This window comes from Rhodococcus sp. NPDC056506, from assembly GCF_042794945.1.
Lineage (GTDB): Bacteria > Actinomycetota > Actinomycetes > Mycobacteriales > Mycobacteriaceae > Rhodococcus_F.
The window spans coordinates 1-22,332 of the sequence record NZ_JBHTSW010000040.1 but is presented as its reverse complement, the minus strand read 5'-3'; the positions used below and the strand labels follow the sequence as shown (position 1 = coordinate 22,332).

Here is a 22,332-nt window from a genome sequence, read left to right as displayed (position 1 = left end):
GGCAGATTGCCTCGGCCAGGACCGCGTGAAAGCGTGCTGGCTGCGCTGCTGTCGATCGCCGACGGCAACAGAAAGGCGCGTCGGTATGTGCTCAGTCTAGTCCGGAACGGCCCTCGCCCGGTGGCCGGGCGCTGTGTTGTGCTCCGCTGACGTGTGGCTACTGCTCGCGCAGGCGTGAATCCAGTACGGCCAGTTGGATTTTGCTGGCGTCCGCGTGTACCTGACGTCCTTTGTCGGTGACGTCGACGAAGACTCCGCGCCGGTCGGCCTCGCACAGTGCTCGCTGAACCAGTCCGGCCTTCTCGAGACGAGCCACGCTTCGGGAGAGCGCGCTGGGACTCAGATACATCTCCGAGGCAAGCTCCTGCATGCGTGGACGTTCGCACGTGGCGTCCATGAGTCGGTCGAGAGCCTCGAAGTCGCTCATGCTCAGCCCATGCGCCGACTGCATCTGGCGATCGAGTTCGCACGCGATGTCGTTGTAGCTGGTCGACAGCGAGCGCCAGGTGTTGCGCAATTCGGATTCCGACGTCACGACCGCATTCTAGTTGAAGACTCGATTACGTGCAATTGCATTAAATGCTTGTGCATTATGTGCATGTGCATCTATTCTCGCTGACGTGACTTGCACAGACTCGACACTCAAACCATTCGATTCGCCGGAATCCCCGGGTTCTACGGAATCCTCGGATCCGGCCACAGGGGAGGGCTGGTCCCTCAAGCTGTGGGGCATCCTCGCGGTGCTCTGCCTCGTGTTGTTCCTCGACGGTCTCGATGTGTCGATGGTGGGCGTCGCTCTTCCGTCCATCGGCAATGAACTGGGCCTGTCCACTACCTCGCTGCAGTGGATCATCAACGGCTACGTCCTCGGATTCGGCGGCCTGTTGCTACTCGGTGGACGTACCGCCGATCTTCTCGGGCGCAGGAAGGTCTTCCTGATCGCGCTGACCGTCTTCGCAATCGCCTCGCTGGTCGGTGGCCTTGTCGACAACGGAACACTGCTGATCGCATCACGATTCGTGAAGGGATTGGCTGCGGCCTTCACCGCTCCGACCGCAATGTCCATTCTCACCACGACGTTCAAGGAAGGTCCGGCCCGTAACCGTGCGCTGTCGGTGTTCTCCGTGTTCGGCGCCAGTGGTTACTCGTCCGGTCTGATCCTCGGTGGGCTGCTGACCAGTGCCGGTTGGCGATTCACGTTCCTGATGCCGGTTCCGTTTGCCGTCATCGCGCTGATCGGTGGGTACTTCCTCATTCCGCGGGACCGTCCCGCAGATACCGGGGGACACGACCTCGTCGGCGCCGTCACCCTGGTGACGGGAATGCTTCTCACGGTGTACACGATGGTTTCGGCTCCGACCCGTGGATGGGCACACCCGATGACGTTGGGATCGTTCGCCGTGGCCGCCGTGCTGCTCGCGACGTTCTTCTTCGTGGAGAAGAAGGTGGCGCATCCGCTGGTGCGCCTCGGACTTCTGCGCGTCGGCACCATCGTCCGTGCGAATCTGGCCATCATCGCGCTCTTCGGTTCCTACCTGAGCTTCCAGTTCATGATGACGATCTTCCTGCAGTCGGCCCTCGGCTGGTCTCCCCTGAAGATGGCGATGGCGCTGCTCCCTGCAGGCATCATCGTCGCCTTCGGATCACCGTTCGTCGGACGGTTGGTGGACCTGTACGGCAGTGCCAAGCTCATCATCGCGGCACTGACGTCGCTGAGCGTCGGGTACCTCTGGTTCCTCTTCGCCGGCAGCGATTCACCGTCGTACGTCGTGGCGATTCTGCCGAGCGTCATCCTGCTCGGACTCGGATTCGCGTTGGGATACACCTCGATCATGGCTCAGGCCACCTCGGGCGTCGACGACTCCGAGCAGGGCTTGGCGTCTGGTCTGGTGAACACGTCAGCTCAGGTCGGTGCGGCGCTCGTGCTCGCTCTGACTACTGCCCTCGTGACCGCCGGATCGCACACCGCGTCCGACGCCGGTACCGCCGGGTTCGAGCAGTTCCATCCCGGACTGATCCTTGTCACCGGGGTCGCGCTGGTGGGCTTGGCGATCACCGTCTCGCCGCTCGTACGTGGGAGCTCGCTGCGTGGAAGATCCGTGCGTGAAAGGCGCGCTGAGGAAGAAAAGGAGTTGGCCGAGGTCAACTGAATACTTGCTTCATCCGCGAATGCGCTCGGCCGCGTAGGAGAGACTCCTGCGCGGCCGAGCTGCTGTGCGGGAACTACCGAGTAGCAGAATCCAGGGCTGCGTCGAAGCTCGTCGACGTAGCTTGCGAACCGAGAATCAAGGCTAGACGCACCAACAAGCCTTCGCGGTCGGACGGATCAGCCTGGTCGAGTGCGTTCGACAGTGCCAGCCAGACGTGTTCGCGGTGGCCTTCGTCGTCAATCACAGTGGGCGTGACCGACAGTGCTGAGTCGAAGTGCGTTGGCGCGGTGCCGGCAGTGAGGTGTTTGGCTACGTCGCTCAATTGCGCGGGATCGCTGATGCGGCACAGCACCAAGCCGTCGGGCCGAATCACGAAGATCTCGCCGACACGAGCGCCGAGGGCAGATGCGAGGTCACCCTCGACATCGGGAATCGTGGAGTCGGTAGTTCCCGCGGTGATCACCTGTACGGTTTCCGGTGCAAGAGCCTGAGCGAGATTCTCGGCTTGCGTGTCGAGTTCGGATACCAGCTCAGCTGACAGTCCGAAAGCCAGCAGGCCGAATCCAGTACCGCGCAGACTGTTCAAGGAGGTAGATGAACCGTCCGCCGAGACCTGGACGACCCTGTCTTCCAGCGGATCCCCGGGCAATACGCCCTCGCTGCCCGCAGCTGTGGGCCACGTCAGCGGCGAGAGACGGGCGTGCGTTGCACTCGACTGGCGCGGGTTGATGAGGTGCGCGAATTCGCTTCGCTTGGTGGCGAGTTCGAGTACGGCGTCGCGGGTGGTCCGGTATCCATGACTGCCGGGCGACATGATGAGCGTCGACTTGCCTGCATTGTCGACGTTCTGCTGCCACGCGCTGCGACGTTCCTTCGAATACGCGTCGAGGATTGCGGTATCGGCAGCCCCACTGATAACGGTCGCCAGTTGCCACACCAGGGTCTCGGCATCCTCCATGCCAGAGTTGAGGCCGCGAACACCGAAGATCGGAACGAGATGCGCGGCGTCGCCGGCAAAGAGCACACGGCCGTGAGTGAAATCTTCCAGGGCGAGTGCGTGGGCGCGGTAGAAGCCGAACCATTCCAGGGTCCAGGGGATGTCGCTCTGGAGCCACTCGAGGTGACGCGTGATGCGGTCACGGATGCGATCTTCTTGCGTCTCCGCTTCCGGATCGTCCGACGCATCGAGCTGGTAGTCGATGCGCCAGATGTCCCGTGGTTGGCGGTGCATGATGATCGTGGACCCCGGGTTGCTGGGTGCGTCGAACCACACCAGACGCTCGGCCGGGAGTTCCGATTCCCAATGAATGTCGGCAATGACGTAGTTGCCCTCGTAGCTGTTGCCCTGCAAGCGGATTCCGCTGAGTTCGCGCATCTTGCTTCGTCCACCGTCGGCAGCCACTATCCATGCCGCGCGCAGTTCGCGGGTTCCGAACGCGGTGTCGACGGTCAGTGTCACCTCGTCATCACCGCCGGAGATGCCGGCGATCGACGACGACCAGTGGAAATTCACCATGGGATGCGCGAGCAACTTGTCTGTCATGATCTGCTCGAACTCGGATTGCGACACGTTGACCATGGGGCCACGAGCGTCGTGCTCGGCGGATGCCATCCGGAAGTGCAGTACTTCCTGATCACGGTAGTAGCTCCGACCACCCACCCACGGCAGAACGGTGCCTTCGAGTTCGGCACCGAAGCCCAGGCGTTCGGCAACTTCGAGGCTGTGCCGAGACACGCAGATCGCGCGACTGCCGAACGAGACCTGATCGGCCGCTTCGAGAATCGTGACGGGAATGCCGCGCTGCGCCAAGCCCATGGCTACGCCCATGCCGACGGGGCCGGCTCCGACGATCACGACGGGAAGTGCGTCGGCCGAAGGTTCCATGGACGAGAAGTCCTCGGGCGCGTACTTCTTCGGATGAAAGTAAGTCGACATAGTCACGAGGCTTTCTGTGCGGCAGTAGGTTCCGGGAGCAGGAAGATGGACACCAGGCTGATCACGGCAATGATCACGAAGTAGGCGGTGATGGCGAACGAGGTGTCGAAGGCGGCGTAGAGCGCAGTGGCGATCATCGGGGCCAGCCCGCCGCCGAGGATTGCGCCGATCTGGTATCCGAGTGACGCTCCGCTGTAGCGGATGTGTGCGGGGAACAATTCCGCGAACAGGGCCGCTTGTGGACCGGCGCAGCAGCCGAGAGTGAAGCCGAGGGCGATCATCGATACGAGCATCACCGGAACGATCGCTGTGTCGATCAACGGAAAGAACACCGCTGCCGCCACCACGAGGGCGATCGAACTGCGGATGTAGACGGTCCGGCGTCCGAGAGTGTCCGACTTGTGGGCGCTGAAAGCCATTCCCGCCATCCAGAACGGGCATGATGAGATGAGGAGAAACAGCATGGTGGTTTTGCTGAAGCCGAGTTCCGTCTCGCCGTACTTGAGGACGTAAACCATGTACGCGTACGCGATTCCGTTGGTGGCGATGAAGGTTCCACCGGCGAGGAGCACAGTCTTCCAGTGTTTGGTCAGAACCTCGAGGATCGGCATTGACTCCGCCGGCGCTTCGGACTTCGATGCGGTGAACTCGTCACTTTCCTCGAGGCCGAGACGGATCCACATCGCAACGCCCACCAGAACTGCGCTGAGCAGGAACGGGATTCGCCATCCCCAGGAGTTGAATGCATCGTCGTCCATGAAGGCGGCGAGGGGGAGATAGACGAGATTGGCCACCAGTACGCCTGCGGGAACACCGATTTGTGGTGCGCTGCCGTACAGCCCCTTCTTGCCCTCCGGTGCGTTTTCGGTGGCGACCAGAACTGCGCCGCCCCACTCGCCGCCGACACCGAGTCCCTGAACGAATCGCAAGGTCACCAGGAGTATGGGGGCAAAGACGCCGATGGCGGCGTAGTTGGGTAGCAGGCCGATGGCAACGGTGGCGCAGCCCATCAGCATCAACGAGGTGACCAACATGGATTTGCGTCCGATGCGGTCGCCGAAGTGGCCCATCACGATTCCGCCGATGGGACGCGCGACGAATCCGACGGCGAGGGTGGCGAAGGCGGCCAGGGTGCCGGCCAGATCGGACGTGCCGGGGAAGAACTGCTTGCCGAGCACGAGCGCGGCGGCGGTGCCGTAGATGAAGAAGTCGTACCACTCGATGGCGGTGCCGACAAAGCTGCCGAGGGCGGCCTTGCGCGCCTTGACCGTCGCGGCGGTGCGCGTAGCGGTCGGTGAGGCGATGGAGGTCATGAAGTGCCTTTCGAGATGAATGTGGCTTGAAGAAACAATGACGTGCGCCACAACAATTGAAAAGCGAAAGAATTGGAGGTTCTTGCACGGAAAATGCGTGGAACCAGCTCCGCTGGCTGGTAGTAGGACTATTGGGCAGATTCCGAGGGTGAAACGAATTCTATGAAAGCGCGTGCGACGCGACTGAGGCGAGTGTTCTGGTGCCACGCGAGAACTACGTGCACCGACGGCACGACAGGGGAAGCGATGGTCTTGACGACTACCTCGAGCCCCTCGTACGTGACGTCCATCTTGGGCCGCTGGAGTAACAGCGTCCAGCCGAGGCCACGGCCGACAAATGCCCTCGCCGTCTCGAAGTTCGCAGTTCTGTAGGCAACCTTCGGGGCGAATCCGCCTGCGCGACAGACGTCGAGGGCGTGTTTGGTGCTCGGCGGCGCGTCGAGGAGAACCATCGGGTGTTCCGCGAGGTCCGGAAGATGGATCGGTCGCTCGGACCGCGCGAGTGGGTGTTCTGCACCCAGGACGATCAAGGGTTCGCGGATGGCCAACGGAACTGTGCGCAATTGTGGAGACAGGTCCAGGTTGTAAGCGATCGCGAGGTCCAACTCGCCGTTCTCGAGATGTGTCTGGAGCCGATTCTGAGTGTCCTCGCGGAACTCCACCTGCGCGTCAGGATTCTCACGGGTGAACCCGGCGATCATCGACGGCAACACCGTCGGCCCCAGAGCGGGATAACAGCCGATCGCGATGGGGCCTGACACGGTTCCGCCGGTTCCCAGTGCGTCGAATTCAAGCTCGCCTGCCTGCTGAAGTAGTGCCCGTGCACGCACCAGGACGGATTCACCGGTGCGGGTCAGTTGAATGCCGAATGAGCGACGGCGAACGCACAGTTGAACTTTGAGCGCGCGTTCGAGTTCGGTGAGCGCCGCGGACAGGGCGGAGGGGGAGAGATGCAAGCGCTCGGCTGCGGCACTGATCGTCCCGGTCTCGGCTACCGCGACAAACGCGGCCAGCTGACGCATCGTGTACGTGGGAGCAGGATCGATGCGAGGCATGAGATCGACAGTAGTCGGATAGATTGCCCTGAACCTGTGGTTGCTGGATTCACGGCGCTATCTGGGGTCGCTCTCGGCCTCGCGCCCCTTATGATCGCCGCCTCCTGCGAGGTAGACGGCGGCTCAAAATTTGGAAGATCCTGTGGTACCCCTGGATACCCAACATTGGTTAGTGTCCGATTTTTATTGAACGGCCAAACCTTCCCGACGTTGGATTTCGGTAGCTGTGTCGGGATTTGTCGGACTGTCGGTGTTGAAGTCAGCGTCATTCCGCGGAGTTCGTCGTCGTGCGAGGAAGCGAAGCTGGTATCCGGTCATGTCAGTGGACAGATTTCGAACCTCACTGCGGAGCGATGGCTCCGGGTGTTCCTCCACGTAGACCTTTAATGTGGGCTTGGGTGCACCGACGTCAGGCGATATGCGCAACGGAGTGATTCCGTGTTTGATCAGCATTCGGTTGGTCCTTGATATCGCTTTGGCCGTCACCGGATCGGACGGGTCATTCCGGTCCAGCGTTGATTGTTGCGAAAGAGCCGTGCCGTCGCGCTCAATGCGATCCAGCCGTCTGGCGATTTCGAGGAGTGTGGACTTCTCGTCGAATTCGGGAGGATCGGGTTGGTCTCCAGCCTGGTCAATTACCGCGCGAATATCCTCGCAGAATTCATCCCAGGACCAGTTGAACCTGGTCGAAACGGAGTCCCAATCGGCTTCGGCGATAACAGCCACCGACTGAAGCAACTTCAGCATGCCAGGTTTGTACAGTTCGCCCTTCTGCTGAAGCATTACACCTTGGAATTGGCGAATCGGACCAGTGATCTGGAAGAATTCGTCGAAGTTGACCAAGAGGGGCACGACTCTGGTTGGACTGTTGTCGAATCGCTTGGATAGCGCACCAGCCTCGAAGTTCAGCCAAGTCTTCTCTTGGTTGTCCGTTGTAACTACGATTATTCCGAACGCACTTTCATTCAAACGAGTCTCGATATCTTGCAGCGCTCGCGATCCCGCTTGCACGTCTATGTCCGACATCCAAGGATCGACGCGGTCGATCATCTTCGGGAGCCACGCATGGATAACTTTGGTGATCTCACGCGACAGGTCACCGGACCAACTAATGAAGATCTTCACATCGTCTGCCATGTGCGGAGATTAGCAGCGATCAGCGTACTGTCGGGTTCATACCCCGACGAACTGTTTGTCGGAGGATCCGCTAGTGCTTGCAGAACGGGGGATCGGCGCTACGATTGTGGACTTTGCCGGATCCGATTCACCGTTCTAATGACGCGTCGTGGTGGAACGTGTCGGTTCTTCGCAGGGGGCCTCGTCCAACGTCTCGAGAAGTGGTGGCTTCGATCTCGATCAAGATCGCGTAAGGGTTTTAGGTCTGCCCGGTGGAAGACAAAGGAGTCACTCGATCTTGCATGAGGTTGACGTGACGCGGATCGGAAGGTCCACGATGACCAGGAATTCAGGGCACTTTCTGACTGACTGAGCCACCCAGGCGGTTTCGTTGGTGGTGTCGATGAGTCCTTACCAAGCCGAGGGCAGTGATGGTGCGGCACAAGGCCGTTACCAAGATGTGGTGGCGACGAGAATCAGGGCGGTGATAGCGGGTTGGCTGCTCGACTAGAGGTGCCCTAGCCGTGGATGGACCCCTGTGACGGTTCATCCGAGTTTTCTCCGATGTACCGAGTTTCGGATACGGGAGGGAAGTATGTGCCGGAGCTATTCAATTTTGCAGCCGAATCAAAAAGCTATTTGTTTGAGTGCCCGGAGACGTACTTTCGATACTGTGATGGCCAGGAAAGTCAGTCTGACCATCAGAAAGCTGGGTGCCCCCGGCAGGATTCGAACCTGCGACCTTTCGCTCCGGAGGCGAACGCTCTATCCCCTGAGCTACGGGGGCTCACCGAACTTTCGGTGTGCCGATTGGGCTGCGTTAGCGTAGCGCATCAGGGGGGGACAAGACCAAACCGGCACCCCTCTCGGCATGGCGTCGTCGGGGGAGGTAGTCGAGGATGCGGCCGGGGACCATGGCCGTCGAATCATCTGTACCGACTGACTCGGATGCTTTTTACGCCTAGGCTCGGCTCTGAGCACAGGCTCGGGCGGACTGCTCGGGCACCCTCGTGAGGTACGGGAGTCGTTGATGACCGATCACCACTATTCCGAAGACCAGCTCGCGCTCGACCTGAAGTGGTGGGCAGCGGCCAACTACCTGACCGTTGCGCAGATCTACCTGAAGGACAACACGCTTCTGCGGGAACCGTTACGCGCCGAGCACATCAAGCCTCGGCTGCTCGGGCACTGGGGGACCAGTCCCGGTTTGTCGATGATCTACACGCTCCTCAATCGGCACATCGTCGCCACCGATGCGGACTGGCTTTACGTGACCGGTCCCGGGCACGGCGGTCCGGCGCTGGTCGCGTCGACGTATCTCGAGGGAACGTACTCGGAGATCTATCCGGAAGTCTCGGACGACGCCGAGGGTATCCACCGGATGTGTCGGCGATTCTCCGCTCCCGGCGGGGTGCCCAGCCACGTGAGTGTGCAGACACCCGGAAGCATTCACGAAGGCGGCGAACTCGGCTACGCCCTTGCCCATGCGGCCGGTGCTGCCTTCGATCATCCGAACCTCGTGGTGGCCTGCGTGATCGGCGACGGCGAAGCGGAGACCGGGCCGTTGTCCGGTTCGTGGAAGCTCCCGGCGTTCCTGAATCCACGACGCGACGGCGCGGTCCTGCCGATCCTGCACGTGAACGGCGCCAAAATAGCCGGGCCGACGGTGTACGGACGCAGCAGCGACGAAGACATCCAGGCCTACCTCGGTGGACAGGGGTGGGCGCCGATCGTCGTCTCCGGTGACGATCCCGACGTGGTGTTTCCTCAGCTGTATCAAGCGATCTCGCAGGCGCACGAGAAGATCCGCGAGATGCAGGGTGCCGCACGCCGCGGAGAGGAGTGGACGGGTTCGTGGCCGGCAATCGTGTTGCGGACGCCGAAAGGATGGACCGGACCGCACACCGTCGACGGAATTTTGGTCGAGGGCACACATCGTGCGCACCAGGTGCCGTTGTCCGGCGTGCGAACCAACGAGTCGCATCTGCGGCAACTCGAAGAGTGGATGCGCTCGTACCGTCCGGACGAGTTGTTCGACGCCAACGGATCACTGGTCGCGGAACTGGCGGCGCTCTCGCCGGCGGGGGACAAGCGCATGGGGAGCACTCCGTACGCGAACGGCGGACGACTTCGCGTCGATCTTCCGATGCCGCCGCTCGAAAAATACGCGCTACCCATCCAATCCCCGGGTTCGACTTTCCACGAGACGACGCGAGTGCTCGGCGAGCTTCTGCGCGACATCTACTCCGCCACGGAAACCGAGGACAGCGGCGGGATTTTCCGACTCTTCTGTCCGGACGAGACGTCGAGCAATCGCCTCGGCGCCGTGTTCGAGACAACCGATCGCTGCTGGCAGTTGCCGATCACCGACTACGACGACGGACTGTCGGCGGACGGTCGCGTCATGGAGGTCCTCAGCGAGCACCTCTGCGAGGGTTGGCTCGAGGGTTATCTGCTGTCTGGCCGACACGGGATGTTCGCGAGCTACGAAGCGTTTGCGATGGTGAGTGTCTCGATGCTCATCCAACACGCCAAGTGGCTCCAACACGCTGTCGACCTGCCCTGGCGGGCGTCCGTCGCTTCGCTCAACGTGCTGCTGACCAGTACGTGCTGGCGCAACGACCACAACGGATTCTCACATCAGGGTCCCGGTATGATCGACGCCGTTATTCCCTTGGCTCCCAGTGTGATCCGCGTGTGGCTACCGCCGGATTCCAATACCTTGCTCTCGATCTCGGATCACTGTCTGCGCAGTACCGACCACGTCAACCTGATCGTCGTGGACAAGCAACCACACCTGCAGTACCTCACGCTCGAGCAAGCGCACGAGCACTGCGCGGCGGGGGCTTCGGTCTGGGAATGGGCCGGAACCGAAGCTCGCGGACAGGAACCGGACGTGGTCCTGGCCGCGGCGGGAGACGTACCGACGCAGGAGATCTTGGCTGCTGCACAGTTGCTGCGCGATCACACGCCGGAACTGATCACCCGAGTCGTCAACGTCGTCGACCTGATGGCGCTGCTGACGCCGACGGAGCATCCCCACGGATTCGGGGAGCGGGTCTTCCTCGATCTGTTCACCGCGCAGACCGACGTCGTGTTCGCATTCCACGGATACTCGCGTGCGGTGCACGAACTGATTCACGGGCGTCCGAGTCCCGAGCGTTTCCACGTTCGCGGATTCAGCGAACAGGGAACAACCACAACACCGTTCGACATGGTTGTCCTCAACAAGATGAGCCGCTACCACCTGGTGATCGAGGCGCTACGACGCTCCAAGCGTCGGCCGGCCGGCGCGTCCGAGTTGGCGGAGTTCTGCCGCACCCAACTCGAGAAGCACTCGCGCTACATCGTCGAGCACCTCGAAGACATGCCGGAGGTAGAAAACTGGACCTGGTCCTGAAATTTCAGGACCAGGCCCAGTTCGGGTCTGAATGTTCTCGGCTCAGTTCATGGGCAGCGGCACTGCGCCGCGAGCTGCCAACATGTCGGTCATCAGCTTGGACTCGCTCTGCTGTGTGTTGACCATGGTCTGCGCCAGGCTGCGCACCGGCCCCTCGGTGGCGTCAGCTGCTGCGTACTCCATCATCGGAAGCCCACCTTCGTGGTGACGAAGCATCAACTGCAGGAACAAGGTGTCGAGTTGCAGACCTTCTGCTGCGCGCAGAGCTGCAAGGTCCTCGGGGGACGCCATGCCGGGCATGGTGTCGACCGGGCCCGAATGAGCCATGTCCATCGTGGCCGAAGTCCCGTGCGATCCGTGGCCGGAGCCCGAATCAGACGACATCCATTCCATGTACGGGCCCACCTTGGACAGCGGCTGATCCCACATGGTCAGCCACGCCTGCATCTGACCGAGCTGGTTCTGCTGCGTGGTCAAGATATCGAACGCGAGAGTGCGCACGTCGGTGTCGGTGGACTTCGTCAGAGCGATCGACGCCATGTCCACGGCCTGGCTGTGATGCACGCTCATGTCCTGCGCGAATCCGACGTCCACCGAATCCGATGCCGGAACGGTCAGTGACGACTTCGCGTCGGGTCCGAGGAGATTGGTGAATGCACCCAATGCAAAACCGACGGCGATCGCGCCGATCAGACCGATGATCAGCAGTGCGGCGCGCTGACTCGGCTTCGAAGACTGATCGGTGTTCTGTGAACTATCCACCGGCGGGAATCTGCTCGTCGGTGGCCGGGGTAGCGCCAGTGCCGTCCATCTGGATGGCGTCGGGGCCCGGAGGTGTCGGATCGAACGGCGACGTCGACGGAGTGAACAGGGGATTGGTGCAGCTCGCGCCGACCTCGGGGTAGACGTTCGGATTCTGGTTCAGCGCAGTGATGAACTGATCGATGCGATCGTCGTCGGCCTTGTCGATCTCGAGGCGATGGCCCCACGACTGCAGAGAAATGGGGCTGCTCTGACCGGGGAACGGCGACATCAGCATGTAGGACTTGCCGTTGACGCGTCCGGCAAGGCTGTCGATCTGGTCCTGATCGACGAGATCAGGGTTGTACGTGATCCAGATGGCGCCGTGCTCGAGCGAGTGGACGGCATTCTCGGTGCGGATCGGGTCTGCGTACACGGTTCCGGTGCAGTTCGCCCAGGTGGCGTCGTGCGGGCCACCGAACGGCGGGGTCTGGTCGTACGCGACTCGCTGAGTGGAATCGACGTGCTGGCCCGCCGGGTACTCGATCTTGAGGACACCGTCGATCTTGTCTGACGGATCCTTGTTCTCCGAGCTGTACTTGTACGGCTCGAGGGCCTGCCGCTCCTCGACCTTGGGCCACAGATTGATACCGAGCACGGCGATGAGTGCGAGCACAGCCACACCGGCGCCGATCGACAGCCAGGGGATCTGGCGGGGAGCGGGGACGCCACCCTTGCCCTTCTTGGCCGGCCGACTGTTCTTGTTGGCGGCCTTGATGGCCTTGGCTGATTTGGCCCCGGAGTTCTTGTTGGGACCGCGACTATCGGAACCGCTTGGCATCGATTGGGCTCTTTCGGTGTGTGGGCTTTAGGTGAAGCGCGCCCGCGCATGTAAGTACGCGGTGGTAGCTCGGGCATTACCACTGTACTTTCCGAGTCTGAGGGCAAACTTTGAGAGTGGCGTGCGACACGCCACAGCGGCCTCGACTAGCTTCGCCGAGTGCGAGGCGTGAGGCGAGTCTCCACTTCCGGTGTCCAGGCAATAGGATGAATACCTGTGACTCCAGCTGACCTTGCCGAACTGCTCCGCGGAACCGCAGCGAGCGTCCTTGCCGATCGTGGCCTCGACGTATCCGTGCTGCCCGAAACCCTTACCGTCGAGCGACCACGCAACCCCGAGCACGGCGATTACGCCACCAACATTGCCATGCAGGTAGCCAAGAAGGTCGGTACCAATCCCCGCGAGCTGGCGGGCTGGATCGCCGAAGCCCTCACCGCCGCCGACGGAATCGAATCCGCCGAGATCGCCGGACCCGGCTTCCTCAATATTCGGCTCGACAAGGATGCGCAGGGCGCGATCGTCGTGTCGGTTCTCGAAGCCGGCGCGTCGTACGGCTCGGGTGATTCCCTCGCAGGCAAGAAGATCAACCTCGAATTCGTCTCGGCCAACCCCACCGGTCCCATTCACCTCGGTGGAACCCGTTGGGCCGCAGTCGGAGACGCGCTCGGACGCATTCTGTCCGCGCAGGGCGGGCTGGTCACACGTGAGTACTACTTCAACGACCACGGTGCCCAGATCGACCGCTTCTCGCGTTCGCTGATCGCTGCAGCGAAGGGTGAACCTGCTCCCGAAGACGGTTACGCCGGTGCATACATCGCCGACATCGCCGCCTCGGTGCTGAAGCAGCGCCCCGACGTCATGGAGCTGCCGGCCGACGAGCAGCAGGAAACCTTCCGGGCCATCGGCGTCGAATTGATGTTCACGCACATCAAGCAGACCCTGCACGACTTCGGCGTCGACTTCGACGTGTACTTCCACGAGAACTCGCTCTTCGAATCCGGTGCTGTCGAGAAGGCCGTCGAATCCCTCAAGGGTTCGGGCAACCTCTTCCACGAAGACGGTGCTTGGTGGCTCAAGAGCACCGATTACGGCGACGACAAGGATCGCGTCGTCATCAAGAGCGACGGCAACGCCGCTTACATCGCCGGTGACATCGCCTACTTCCAGAACAAGCGCGCCCGCGGGTTCGACCTTTGCATCTACATGCTCGGTGCCGACCATCACGGATACATCGGCCGTCTTAAGGCTGCCGCCGCCGCTTTCGGTGACGATCCGGACACCGTCGAGGTGCTGATCGGCCAGATGGTCAACCTCGTCAAGGACGGCACCGCCGTCAAGATGAGCAAGCGTGCAGGCACCGTCATCACCCTCGACGACCTGGTCGAGGCAATCGGCGTCGACGCCTCGCGCTACGTCATGATCCGCTCGTCGGTCGACTCCAGCATCGACATCGACCTGGACCTGTGGACCAAGACCAGCAGCGAGAACCCGGTCTACTACGTCCAGTACGCGCACGCCCGCCTTTCCGCGATCGCCCGCAACGCCGCAGACCTCGGACTCTCGGCCGACGCGAGCCACCTCGCCCTGCTCACCGTCGAGCAGGAGGGTGACCTCATCCGCACGATCGGCGAGTACCCGCGCGTCGTGTCGAGCGCAGCGAATTTGCGTGAGCCACACCGTATTGCCCGCTACCTCGAAGAACTCGCGGGTGCGTACCACCGCTTCTACGGCGCGTGCCGCATCCTTCCGCAAGGCGACGAAGACGCCACCGACGTGCATCGCGCGCGTCTGGCTCTTTGCGCCGCCACCCGACAGGTCCTGGCCAACGGCCTCGAACTGCTCGGCGTCACCGCACCGGAGCAAATGTGAACGCGCACCCCGCCGGCCCCAAGCATGCCGAGCAGTTGCAGGCCCCCGGCTTGCCCGACCGTCCAACCAGCCCCGAAGCCTTCGGCGAACTCTCACCGCAGGTGTGGCCGCGCAACGCTTCTCGCGGTGACGACGGCGAAGTAACCCTCGCGGGTGTCAAGGTCAGTGAACTTGCCGAGAAGTACGGCACCCCGCTGTTCGTCATCGACGAGGACGACTTCCGCTCGCGCTGCCGTGACATGGCGCGCGCCTTCGGCCCGGATGCCAAGGTGCACTACGCATCCAAGGCGTTTCTCTGCGGCGAGATCGCACGCTGGGTTGCCGACGAAGGCCTCTCGCTCGACGTCTGCTCCGGCGGTGAACTGGCGATCGCATTGCACGCTGATTTCCCGGCCGAGCGAATTGCCATGCACGGCAACAACAAGTCCGTCGCCGAACTGGCCGCCGGTGTCGCCGCCGGTGTGGGGCATGTGGTGCTCGACTCGGCGATCGAGATCGATCGACTCGATCGTGTCGCCGGAGAGGCCGGTGTGGTTCAGGACGTGTTGATCCGCCTGACCGTCGGCGTCGAAGCGCATACGCACGAATTCATCTCCACCGCACACGAAGACCAGAAGTTCGGTTTCTCGTTGGCCGGGGGAGCGGCAATCGACGCGGTCCGCCGCGTCTTCGCCGCCGAAAACCTGCGACTGGTCGGACTGCACAGCCACATCGGTTCGCAGATCTTCGACGTCGACGGTTTCGAGGTGGCAGCGCACCGCGTGATCGGTTTGCTCCGCGAGGTTGTCACCGAGTTCGGCGTCGAGAAGACCAAGCAGATTTCGATCATCGACCTCGGCGGCGGCATGGGGATCTCGTACATCCCGTCCGACGACCCGCCGCCCGTCGACGAACTGGCAGCAAAGCTCGGTCACATCGTGCGCAACGAGTCCGCACTGGCCGGGCTGCCGGAGCCGACGCTTGCCGTCGAACCCGGCCGCGCCATCGCCGGACCGGGCACGGTGACGCTCTACGAGGTCGGCACCATCAAGGACGTCACGGTGGGTAGCTCGCTGACACGCCGCTACATCAGCGTCGACGGCGGGATGAGCGACAACATCCGCACGTCCCTCTACGGTGCGGAGTACGAAGCCAAGTTGGTTTCGCGAACTTCCGAGGCTGATCCCGTCGTTGCACGTATCGTCGGTAAGCACTGCGAGTCCGGTGACGTGGTCATTCGGGACACCTGGATGCCCGAGGACGTCGGGCCCGGTGATTTACTAGCGGTAGCAGCGACCGGTGCATACTGCTATTCGATGTCGAGCAGGTACAACCTGCTCACCCGCCCAGCCGTGGTGGCGGTGCGTGACGGAGTCTCACGCGTGATTCTGCGGAGGGAAACAGTGGAAGATCTGCTCAGCTTGGAGGTATCGCAGTGACGAGCGAATCGGCGCATCGCGCTATCGGTGTGGCCGTTCTCGGCCTCGGCAACGTCGGGAGCGAGGTCGTCCGGATCATTCGTGAGCAGGCCGAGGAACTCGAAGCCCGCGTCGGCGCCCCGTTGGAACTGCGGGGAGTTGCCGTTCGTCGTATCGGCTCGGACCGCGGAATCCCCGAGGAACTGCAGACGACGGACGCCGAGTCCCTGGTCGGTCGTGACGACGTCGACATCGTCGTCGAGGTGATCGGCGGAATCGAGCTCCCTCGCAAGCTGATTCTCTCCTCGCTCAATTCCGGTAAGTCGGTCGTCACCGCCAACAAGGCGCTGCTCGCGGACCACACCGGTGAATTGGCGGAGGCTGCAGAGGCCAACTCGGTCGACCTGTACTTCGAGGCCGCTGTTGCCGGCGCGATCCCCGTGATCCGCCCGCTCACGCAGTCCTTGGCTGGAGACCGTGTCAACAAGGTCGCCGGAATCGTGAACGGCACCACCAACTTCATCCTTTCGGCGATGGACGAGACCGGCGCCGACTACGAGGAGACACTGGCCGAAGCCGGACGCCTCGGATACGCGGAAGCCGATCCGACTGCGGACGTCGAAGGCTACGACGCCGCTGCGAAGGCAGCGATCCTCGCGTCGATCGCGTTCCACACCCGCGTCACTGCCGCGGACGTGTACCGCGAAGGAATCTCCACGATCACCTCTGCCGACCTGGCGTCGGCGAAGGCACTCGACTGCACGATCAAGTTGCTCTCGATCTGCGAGCGCATCGTCACGCCCAAGGGCAAGGAGCGGATTTCTGCTCGCGTGTACCCGGCGCTGGTTCCGCTCAGCCACCCGCTCGCTTCGGTCAACGGCGCGTTCAACGCCGTTGTCGTGGAAGCAGAGAACGCCGGCCGGCTCATGTTCTACGGCCAGGGCGCAGGCGGCGCCCCCACCGCTTCCGCGGTGATGGGTGACCTGGTGATGGCGGCGCGCAACAAGGTTCACGGCGGCCGCGGCCCCCGTGAGTCCAAGTACGCCAAGCTCAAGGTCGCCCCGATGGGCGACATCCTCACGCGCTACTACGTGAACATGGAGGTCGCGGACAAGGAAGGCGTGCTGTCCGCAGTCGCCGCCGAGTTCGCCAAGCATGGCGTGAGCATCTCCGTCGTCCGCCAGGAGGGCGCCGGCGCCGGCGCGCGTCTGGTGGTCGTCACTCATGTAGCAACCGACGCGGCTCTGTCCGAGACCGTGGCGGCCCTCAACGAACTCGAATTCGTCACCGCTGTGACCAGCGTGCTGCGACTGGAAGGCACTGAACAATGACCGGCATCGTCAACCCCGTCCACAAGGCATGGCCGGGTCTCATCGAGGCATACCGGGACCGTCTCGCGATCGGTGACAACTGGAAGACCGTCACCCTGCGCGAAGGCGGCACCCCGCTCCTGCCGGCCGGCCACCTCTCCGAGATCACCGGTTGCGACGTCTACCTCAAGGTCGAGGGTCTCAACCCCACCGGTTCCTTCAAGGACCGTGGCATGACGATGGCCGTCACCGACGCCTTGGCCCGTGGCCAGCGCGCAGTTCTGTGTGCGTCCACCGGCAACACCTCCGCCTCGGCCGCTGCGTATGCAGCCAAGGCCGGCATGACCTGCGCCGTGCTCATCCCGCAGGGCAAGATCGCCATGGGCAAGCTTGCGCAGGCAGTCATGCACGGCGCCAAGATCATTCAGGTCCAGGGCAACTTCGACGACTGCCTAGAGCTGGCACGCAAGACCACGGCGGAATTCCCCACCATCGGTCTGGTCAACTCGGTCAACCCGGTGCGCATCGAAGGTCAGAAGACCGCGGCATTCGAGATCATGGACGTGCTCGGCAAGGCTCCCGACGTGCACGCCCTCCCGGTCGGAAACGCTGGAAACATCACCGCGTACTGGCGCGGTTACTCGGAGTACTACGCCGACGGTCTGACCACGGTCAAGCCTCGCATGCTCGGCGTTCAGGCTGCCGGTGCGGCTCCGCTGGTCAACGGCGCACCCGTCAAGGATCCCGAAACCATCGCTACCGCAATCCGAATCGGTTCCCCCGCTTCCTGGAACGGCGCTGTCGCCGCGAAGGAAGAGTCGAACGGTGCATTCCGTGCCGCCACCGACGAGAAGATCCTCGAGGCTTACCGTCTGATCGCCGCCACCGAGGGTGTCTTCGTCGAACCGGCGTCGGCAGCCAGCGTCGCCGGCCTGCTCGCCGCACGTGCAGAGGGCTGGCTCGAGCCGGGCCTGACCGTCGTGTGCACGGTGACCGGTAACGGTCTCAAGGATCCTGACACGGCTTTGAAGGGTATGCCGAACGTCGAGCCGATCGGTGTCGATCCCGTTGCCGTTGCGGCTGCCCTCGAGCTTGCATAGTGTCCGTGGATTCATCGACCACTCCGCGGAATCCGGTGTCTGACATGACTATAACCCTGCCTATCGGCCTTTCGGTGACTGCTCGCGTCCCGGCCTCGAGTGCAAACTTGGGGCCGGGGTTCGACACCCTCGGTCTGGCGTTGGGGTTGTACGACGAAATCGTGGTCACCACAACGGATTCAGGTCTCCAGATTCGCGTCGAAGGTGAAGGCGCCGCCGACGTCCCTTGGGGTCCTTCGCATCTCGTGGTTCGCGCAATCGAGCGTGGTCTCGAAGCGGCTGGAGTGTGGGCCAGTGGCCTGGACGTGTTGTGCCGCAACGCGATCCCGCATTCACGCGGGCTGGGGTCCTCGGCTTCCGCGGCCGTCGGTGGACTCGCTGCAGCCAACGGCCTGGCACGCGCACTCGATGCCGAGATCGGTTTGACGGAAGAGCAGTTGGTTCAGCTCTCTTCCGAGTTCGAAGGTCACCCGGACAATGCGTCTGCCAGTGTTCTCGGCGGCGCAGTCGTCTCGTGGAGTTGCCCGCCGGCCGTCGAAGGCGACGAGCCGATCTACTCGGCGGCGAAACTCGACGTACATCCCGATATCCGTGCCGTTGCACTGGTTCCCGAGGAACGGTCGTCCACCGCACACACCCGTGGGCTCCTGCCCGAATTGGTTCCGCACCAGGATGCGTCGTTCAACGCGAGCCGCAGTGCACTGGCCGTCGTCGCGCTCACGGCTCGTCCCGATCTGTTGATGGCAGCCACCGAGGATCGCCTGCATCAGGCACAGCGCGCGCCCGCTCTACCGCTCACGACTCGGTGGATCGGCATCCTGCGTGAGGCCGGCATCGCTGCGACCGTTTCCGGAGCAGGTCCCACTGTGTTGGCGCTCAGCACAGAACCTTTCCCCGTCGAACTCGCCGAAGCGGCGCGGGCAGACGGACTCCGTGTGCTCGAATTAGACATCGCCGACGGCGTCGAAGTATCCACGACCACGGTCTGATCCCCGCCTTGGTCCTGGTGGTCGCGCACTACCGATCGGTAGTGAACTGACACACCCACTCGTCCAAATTCTTGCCGGACTCAGGTTTGGGCGCTATCCTGGGCTATGTCCGTACATCGTGCGCGTCAGTCGCCGGTGCATCACCAGGGGGCAAAACTCCTTCCCAATCGGGGTCCACAGTCCTTGGCATGATTCTCGCAGGCATGATCCTCGCGCTTGTACCTTCTCCGAAGGTTTGGATCCTCCGCGGATCGAACACTCAGAGGTTCCACAACTCTGGGGTTCACCACACGGGGGAGTGAATCGACGGCGAAGGCGCGTTGGGCAGGTTTGCGAGCGCATGAAAAGTTTGAGGCGAGAGTTTCCGACAATCATGTGACGGCGGACAAGCCGGCAGTTCTGGACAGCAACCACGTACGGCACCACCGAGTTCGGTATTCAATCGAACTGCGGGACGAACCCTCGACTTTGCGCAGTGCGAGTGAGGGAAGGAAAGGACCTCCGTGACCGATACGGACCTCATCGCCACTTCTGCACCCGCCGGGTCGGAATCAGGCGACAATTCTCAGGCGTCATCTTCAGCATCGAACGGTGCGGTGGCGACCTCCACGAAGCGTGCCGAAACGCGCCGTGGTGCCGGACTCTCCGGCATGGTGCTCACCGAACTCCGCACTCTTGCGGGTGAACTGGGCATCAAAGGCACTTCCGGCATGCGCAAAGGCGACCTGATCGCAGCCATCAAGGAGCGCCAGGGCGGCAGCGCAAAGGCTGCACCCGCACAGAGCGAACTCACGCTCGACGACGCACCCGTAGCGCGCACCCGTGCCAAGAGCACTCGCGCAGCACGTACCGAAACCCCCGCAGCCGAAACGGCTCCCGCGGCAGAATCCGCTCCCGCCGAGGCAGCGCCTGCGCGTACCGAATCCGCCGAGGATTCCGATCAGAGCGCACCCCGTCGCGGACGTCAGCGTCGCGGCGCCGCTCGTCGTGCAGGTTCGCCCGACCAGGGTGAACTGAGCATCGAGCAGGACGCTCCTTCGGCCAAGTCCGACTCGGACACCTCGAAGGCCGCCGACACCTCGAAGGTCGCCGATACCTCGAAGGTCAACGAGACCGCCAAAGCTGAGGCTCCGGCGGAGCGTCCGGCGCGCACCGAGGGCAAGTCAGACGCTGATCAGGCTCCCGCCGAGCAGGGCAACGAGCGTCCCCGCCGCGAGCGCAACCGCGACAACCAGGGCCAGCGCGATAACCAGGGCCAGCGGGACAACCAGGGCCAGCGCGACAACCAGGGCAACCGGGGCAACCAGGACCGCCAGGATCGCGGTAACCAGAACAACGCAGGCCAGAACAACGCGGGTCCGCGTACGGACAACCGCAACAACGGCCCGGACGACGACGAAGAGGGTGGACGCGGACGCCGCGGACGCCGATTCCGTGAGCGTCGTGGCCGTGGTCGCGACCGCGGAGAGGGTGGCGCACCCAACGATTCGCGCGAGACCGAGATCCGTGAGGACGACGTCCTGCAGCCGGTCGCCGGCATCCTCGACGTCCTCGACAACTACGCCTTCGTGCGTACGTCCGGGTACCTCGCCGGTCCCAACGACGTCTACGTCTCCATGAACCTGATCCGCAAGAACGGCCTTCGCCGTGGCGACGCCATCACCGGTGCCGTCCGGGTCTCGCGTGACGGTGAGCAGGGCAGCCAGCGTCAGAAGTTCAACCCGCTGGTCCGTATCGACACGGTCAACGGCGGCGACGTCGAGGCCGCGAAGAAGCGCCCCGAGTTCAACAAGCTCACGCCGCTGTACCCGAACCAGCGTCTGCGCCTCGAGACCGAGCAGCACATTCTCACCACGCGTGTCATCGACCTGGTGATGCCCATCGGTAAGGGCCAGCGTGCCCTCATCGTGAGCCCGCCCAAAGCCGGTAAGACCAGCGTGTTGCAGGCGATCGCGAATGCCGTCGCCACCAACAATCCTGAGTGCTACCTGATGGTCATCCTCGTGGACGAGCGTCCCGAGGAAGTGACCGACATGCAGCGCAGCGTGAAGGGTGAGGTCATTTCCTCCACCTTCGACCGCCCGCCGGGAGATCACACCGCAGTTGCCGAACTGGCAATCGAGCGTGCGAAGCGCCTGGTCGAGATGGGTAAGGACGTCGTCGTACTGCTCGACTCCATCACGCGTCTGGGTCGTGCGTACAACAACTCCTCGCCGGCATCGGGACGCATCCTCTCCGGTGGTGTCGACTCGACGGCCCTGTACCCGCCGAAGCGTTTCCTCGGTGCTGCCCGCAACATCGAGAACGGTGGATCGCTCACCATCATCGCTACCGCAATGGTCGAGACCGGATCCACCGGCGACACCGTGATCTTCGAAGAGTTCAAGGGCACCGGCAACGCCGAGCTCAAGCTCGATCGCAAGATCGCCGAACGCCGCGTCTTCCCGGCCGTGGACGTCAACCCGTCCAGCACGCGTAAGGACGAGCTGCTCCTGAGCCCGGACGAAGCTGCGGTGCTGCACAAGCTCCGCCGCGTCCTGTCCGGTCTGGACTCGCATCAGGCCATCGATCTGCTGATCGATCGACTGAAGAAGAGCAAGAACAACCTCGAGTTCCTGATGCAGGTCTCCAAGACCGCACCGGGTGCGATCGACGACTGATCGACTCGACGTCAAAAGGCCCACAACCAGCTGGTTGTGGGCCTTTTGCATGGGCGGAACAAAACCGAGGTGCAGTGCGTTGACAACTTCGTACAGCCACCCCGAGGCGTGCGAGACGCGGAATTTCTGGTGAAGTACCGCATCTGGCATACTGAACGGCCGAGTCCGGTTCCGGTTCACGATGTCGATTGGCGACGTCGACCCGGCGACCATTGAAAGGGACACCATGAAGGCAGGAATCCACCCAACCTACGTAGCGACCACCGTCGTCTGCGGTTGCGGTAACACGTTCGAGACCCACAGCACCAAGGAGTCCGGACGCATCAACGTCGAGGTTTGCTCGCAGTGCCACCCGTTCTACACCGGCAAGCAGAAGATTCTCGACACCGGTGGACGCGTCGCTCGCTTCGAGGCTCGCTACGGCAAGCGTGCAGACAGCAAGGTCCCGGCCACCG

At 62.9% G+C, this 22,332-nt stretch carries 16 protein-coding genes and 1 tRNA gene; 9 read left to right on the top strand and 8 right to left on the bottom strand.

Annotated features, from left to right (window positions below; genetic code table 11):
• Positions 1-157: 157 nt before the first annotated feature.
• A complete protein-coding gene (locus tag ACFQ6H_RS24135) occupies positions 158-535 on the bottom strand; it encodes a MarR family winged helix-turn-helix transcriptional regulator (RefSeq protein WP_003941367.1) in 378 nt (125 codons plus the stop codon).
• A gap of 85 nt (positions 536-620) precedes the next feature.
• Between ACFQ6H_RS24135 and ACFQ6H_RS24130 the strand changes: the two genes are divergently transcribed.
• Complete coding sequence (locus tag ACFQ6H_RS24130; protein ID WP_378649064.1) at positions 621-2,150, top strand: MFS transporter; 1,530 nt, start codon at positions 621-623, stop codon at positions 2,148-2,150.
• Between the two features lie 73 nt (positions 2,151-2,223).
• On the opposite strand, the gene ACFQ6H_RS24125 is transcribed toward ACFQ6H_RS24130, so the two are convergent.
• The 5 genes from ACFQ6H_RS24125 to ACFQ6H_RS24105 all read right to left on the bottom strand — a co-directional run bounded on the left by ACFQ6H_RS24125 (position 2,224) and on the right by ACFQ6H_RS24105 (position 8,357).
• Positions 2,224-4,086 carry an FAD-dependent monooxygenase gene (locus tag ACFQ6H_RS24125; protein WP_378649062.1) on the bottom strand — a complete coding sequence of 621 codons (1,863 nt, stop codon included), beginning with the start codon at positions 4,084-4,086 and terminating at the stop codon, positions 2,224-2,226.
• Between the two features lie 2 nt (positions 4,087-4,088).
• Positions 4,089-5,399: an MFS transporter gene (locus ACFQ6H_RS24120; protein WP_378649060.1), complete on the bottom strand. Its 1,311-nt coding sequence runs from the start codon at positions 5,397-5,399 to the stop codon at positions 4,089-4,091.
• A gap of 128 nt (positions 5,400-5,527) precedes the next feature.
• Complete coding sequence (locus tag ACFQ6H_RS24115; RefSeq protein ID WP_378649058.1) at positions 5,528-6,454, bottom strand: LysR substrate-binding domain-containing protein; 927 nt, start codon at positions 6,452-6,454, stop codon at positions 5,528-5,530.
• 183 nt (positions 6,455-6,637) lie between these two features.
• Positions 6,638-7,591: a TIR domain-containing protein gene (locus ACFQ6H_RS24110; RefSeq protein ID WP_378649056.1), complete on the bottom strand. Its 954-nt coding sequence runs from the start codon at positions 7,589-7,591 to the stop codon at positions 6,638-6,640.
• A 693-nt stretch (positions 7,592-8,284) separates the two neighbouring features.
• A tRNA-Arg gene (locus ACFQ6H_RS24105) sits at positions 8,285-8,357 on the bottom strand.
• 243 nt (positions 8,358-8,600) lie between these two features.
• Here ACFQ6H_RS24105 and ACFQ6H_RS24100 point away from each other — a divergent pair.
• Complete coding sequence (locus ACFQ6H_RS24100; RefSeq protein ID WP_378649054.1) at positions 8,601-10,970, top strand: phosphoketolase; 2,370 nt, start codon at positions 8,601-8,603, stop codon at positions 10,968-10,970.
• A 42-nt stretch (positions 10,971-11,012) separates the two neighbouring features.
• Here the strand turns inward: ACFQ6H_RS24100 and ACFQ6H_RS24095 are convergent, their stop codons facing one another.
• A complete protein-coding gene (locus ACFQ6H_RS24095; RefSeq protein ID WP_378649052.1) occupies positions 11,013-11,732 on the bottom strand; it encodes a DUF305 domain-containing protein in 720 nt (239 codons plus the stop codon).
• The gene (locus tag ACFQ6H_RS24090; protein ID WP_095971602.1) at positions 11,725-12,552 is read right to left on the bottom strand and encodes a DUF3105 domain-containing protein; all 828 of its coding nucleotides are present in this window, start codon (positions 12,550-12,552) and stop codon (positions 11,725-11,727) included. Before ACFQ6H_RS24090 ends, ACFQ6H_RS24095 begins: the two co-directional genes overlap by 8 nt.
• A gap of 216 nt (positions 12,553-12,768) precedes the next feature.
• Between ACFQ6H_RS24090 and argS the strand changes: the two genes are divergently transcribed.
• From argS to rpmE, 7 genes are all read left to right on the top strand, one after another.
• Positions 12,769-14,421 carry an arginine--tRNA ligase gene (argS, locus tag ACFQ6H_RS24085; RefSeq protein WP_378539446.1) on the top strand — a complete coding sequence of 551 codons (1,653 nt, stop codon included), beginning with the start codon at positions 12,769-12,771 and terminating at the stop codon, positions 14,419-14,421.
• Positions 14,418-15,839, top strand: coding sequence for a diaminopimelate decarboxylase (lysA, locus tag ACFQ6H_RS24080; RefSeq protein WP_378449322.1), 1,422 nt, complete (start codon positions 14,418-14,420; stop codon positions 15,837-15,839). Before argS ends, lysA begins: the two co-directional genes overlap by 4 nt.
• The gene (locus ACFQ6H_RS24075; protein WP_007726192.1) at positions 15,836-17,149 is read left to right on the top strand and encodes a homoserine dehydrogenase; all 1,314 of its coding nucleotides are present in this window, start codon (positions 15,836-15,838) and stop codon (positions 17,147-17,149) included. Before lysA ends, ACFQ6H_RS24075 begins: the two co-directional genes overlap by 4 nt.
• Positions 17,146-18,228, top strand: coding sequence for a threonine synthase (gene thrC / locus ACFQ6H_RS24070; RefSeq protein ID WP_003941280.1), 1,083 nt, complete (start codon positions 17,146-17,148; stop codon positions 18,226-18,228). The genes ACFQ6H_RS24075 and thrC overlap by 4 nt, the downstream gene beginning before the upstream one ends.
• A 44-nt stretch (positions 18,229-18,272) precedes the next feature.
• Positions 18,273-19,217, top strand: a complete 945-nt coding sequence (thrB, locus tag ACFQ6H_RS24065; protein ID WP_007726194.1) for a homoserine kinase — start codon at positions 18,273-18,275, stop codon at positions 19,215-19,217.
• 503 nt (positions 19,218-19,720) lie between these two features.
• Positions 19,721-21,877: a transcription termination factor Rho gene (gene rho / locus ACFQ6H_RS24060; RefSeq protein ID WP_378649045.1), complete on the top strand. Its 2,157-nt coding sequence runs from the start codon at positions 19,721-19,723 to the stop codon at positions 21,875-21,877.
• A gap of 226 nt (positions 21,878-22,103) precedes the next feature.
• Positions 22,104-22,332: 50S ribosomal protein L31 (rpmE, locus tag ACFQ6H_RS24055; protein ID WP_378649043.1), on the top strand; the 229-nt coding region annotated here is incomplete at its 3' end.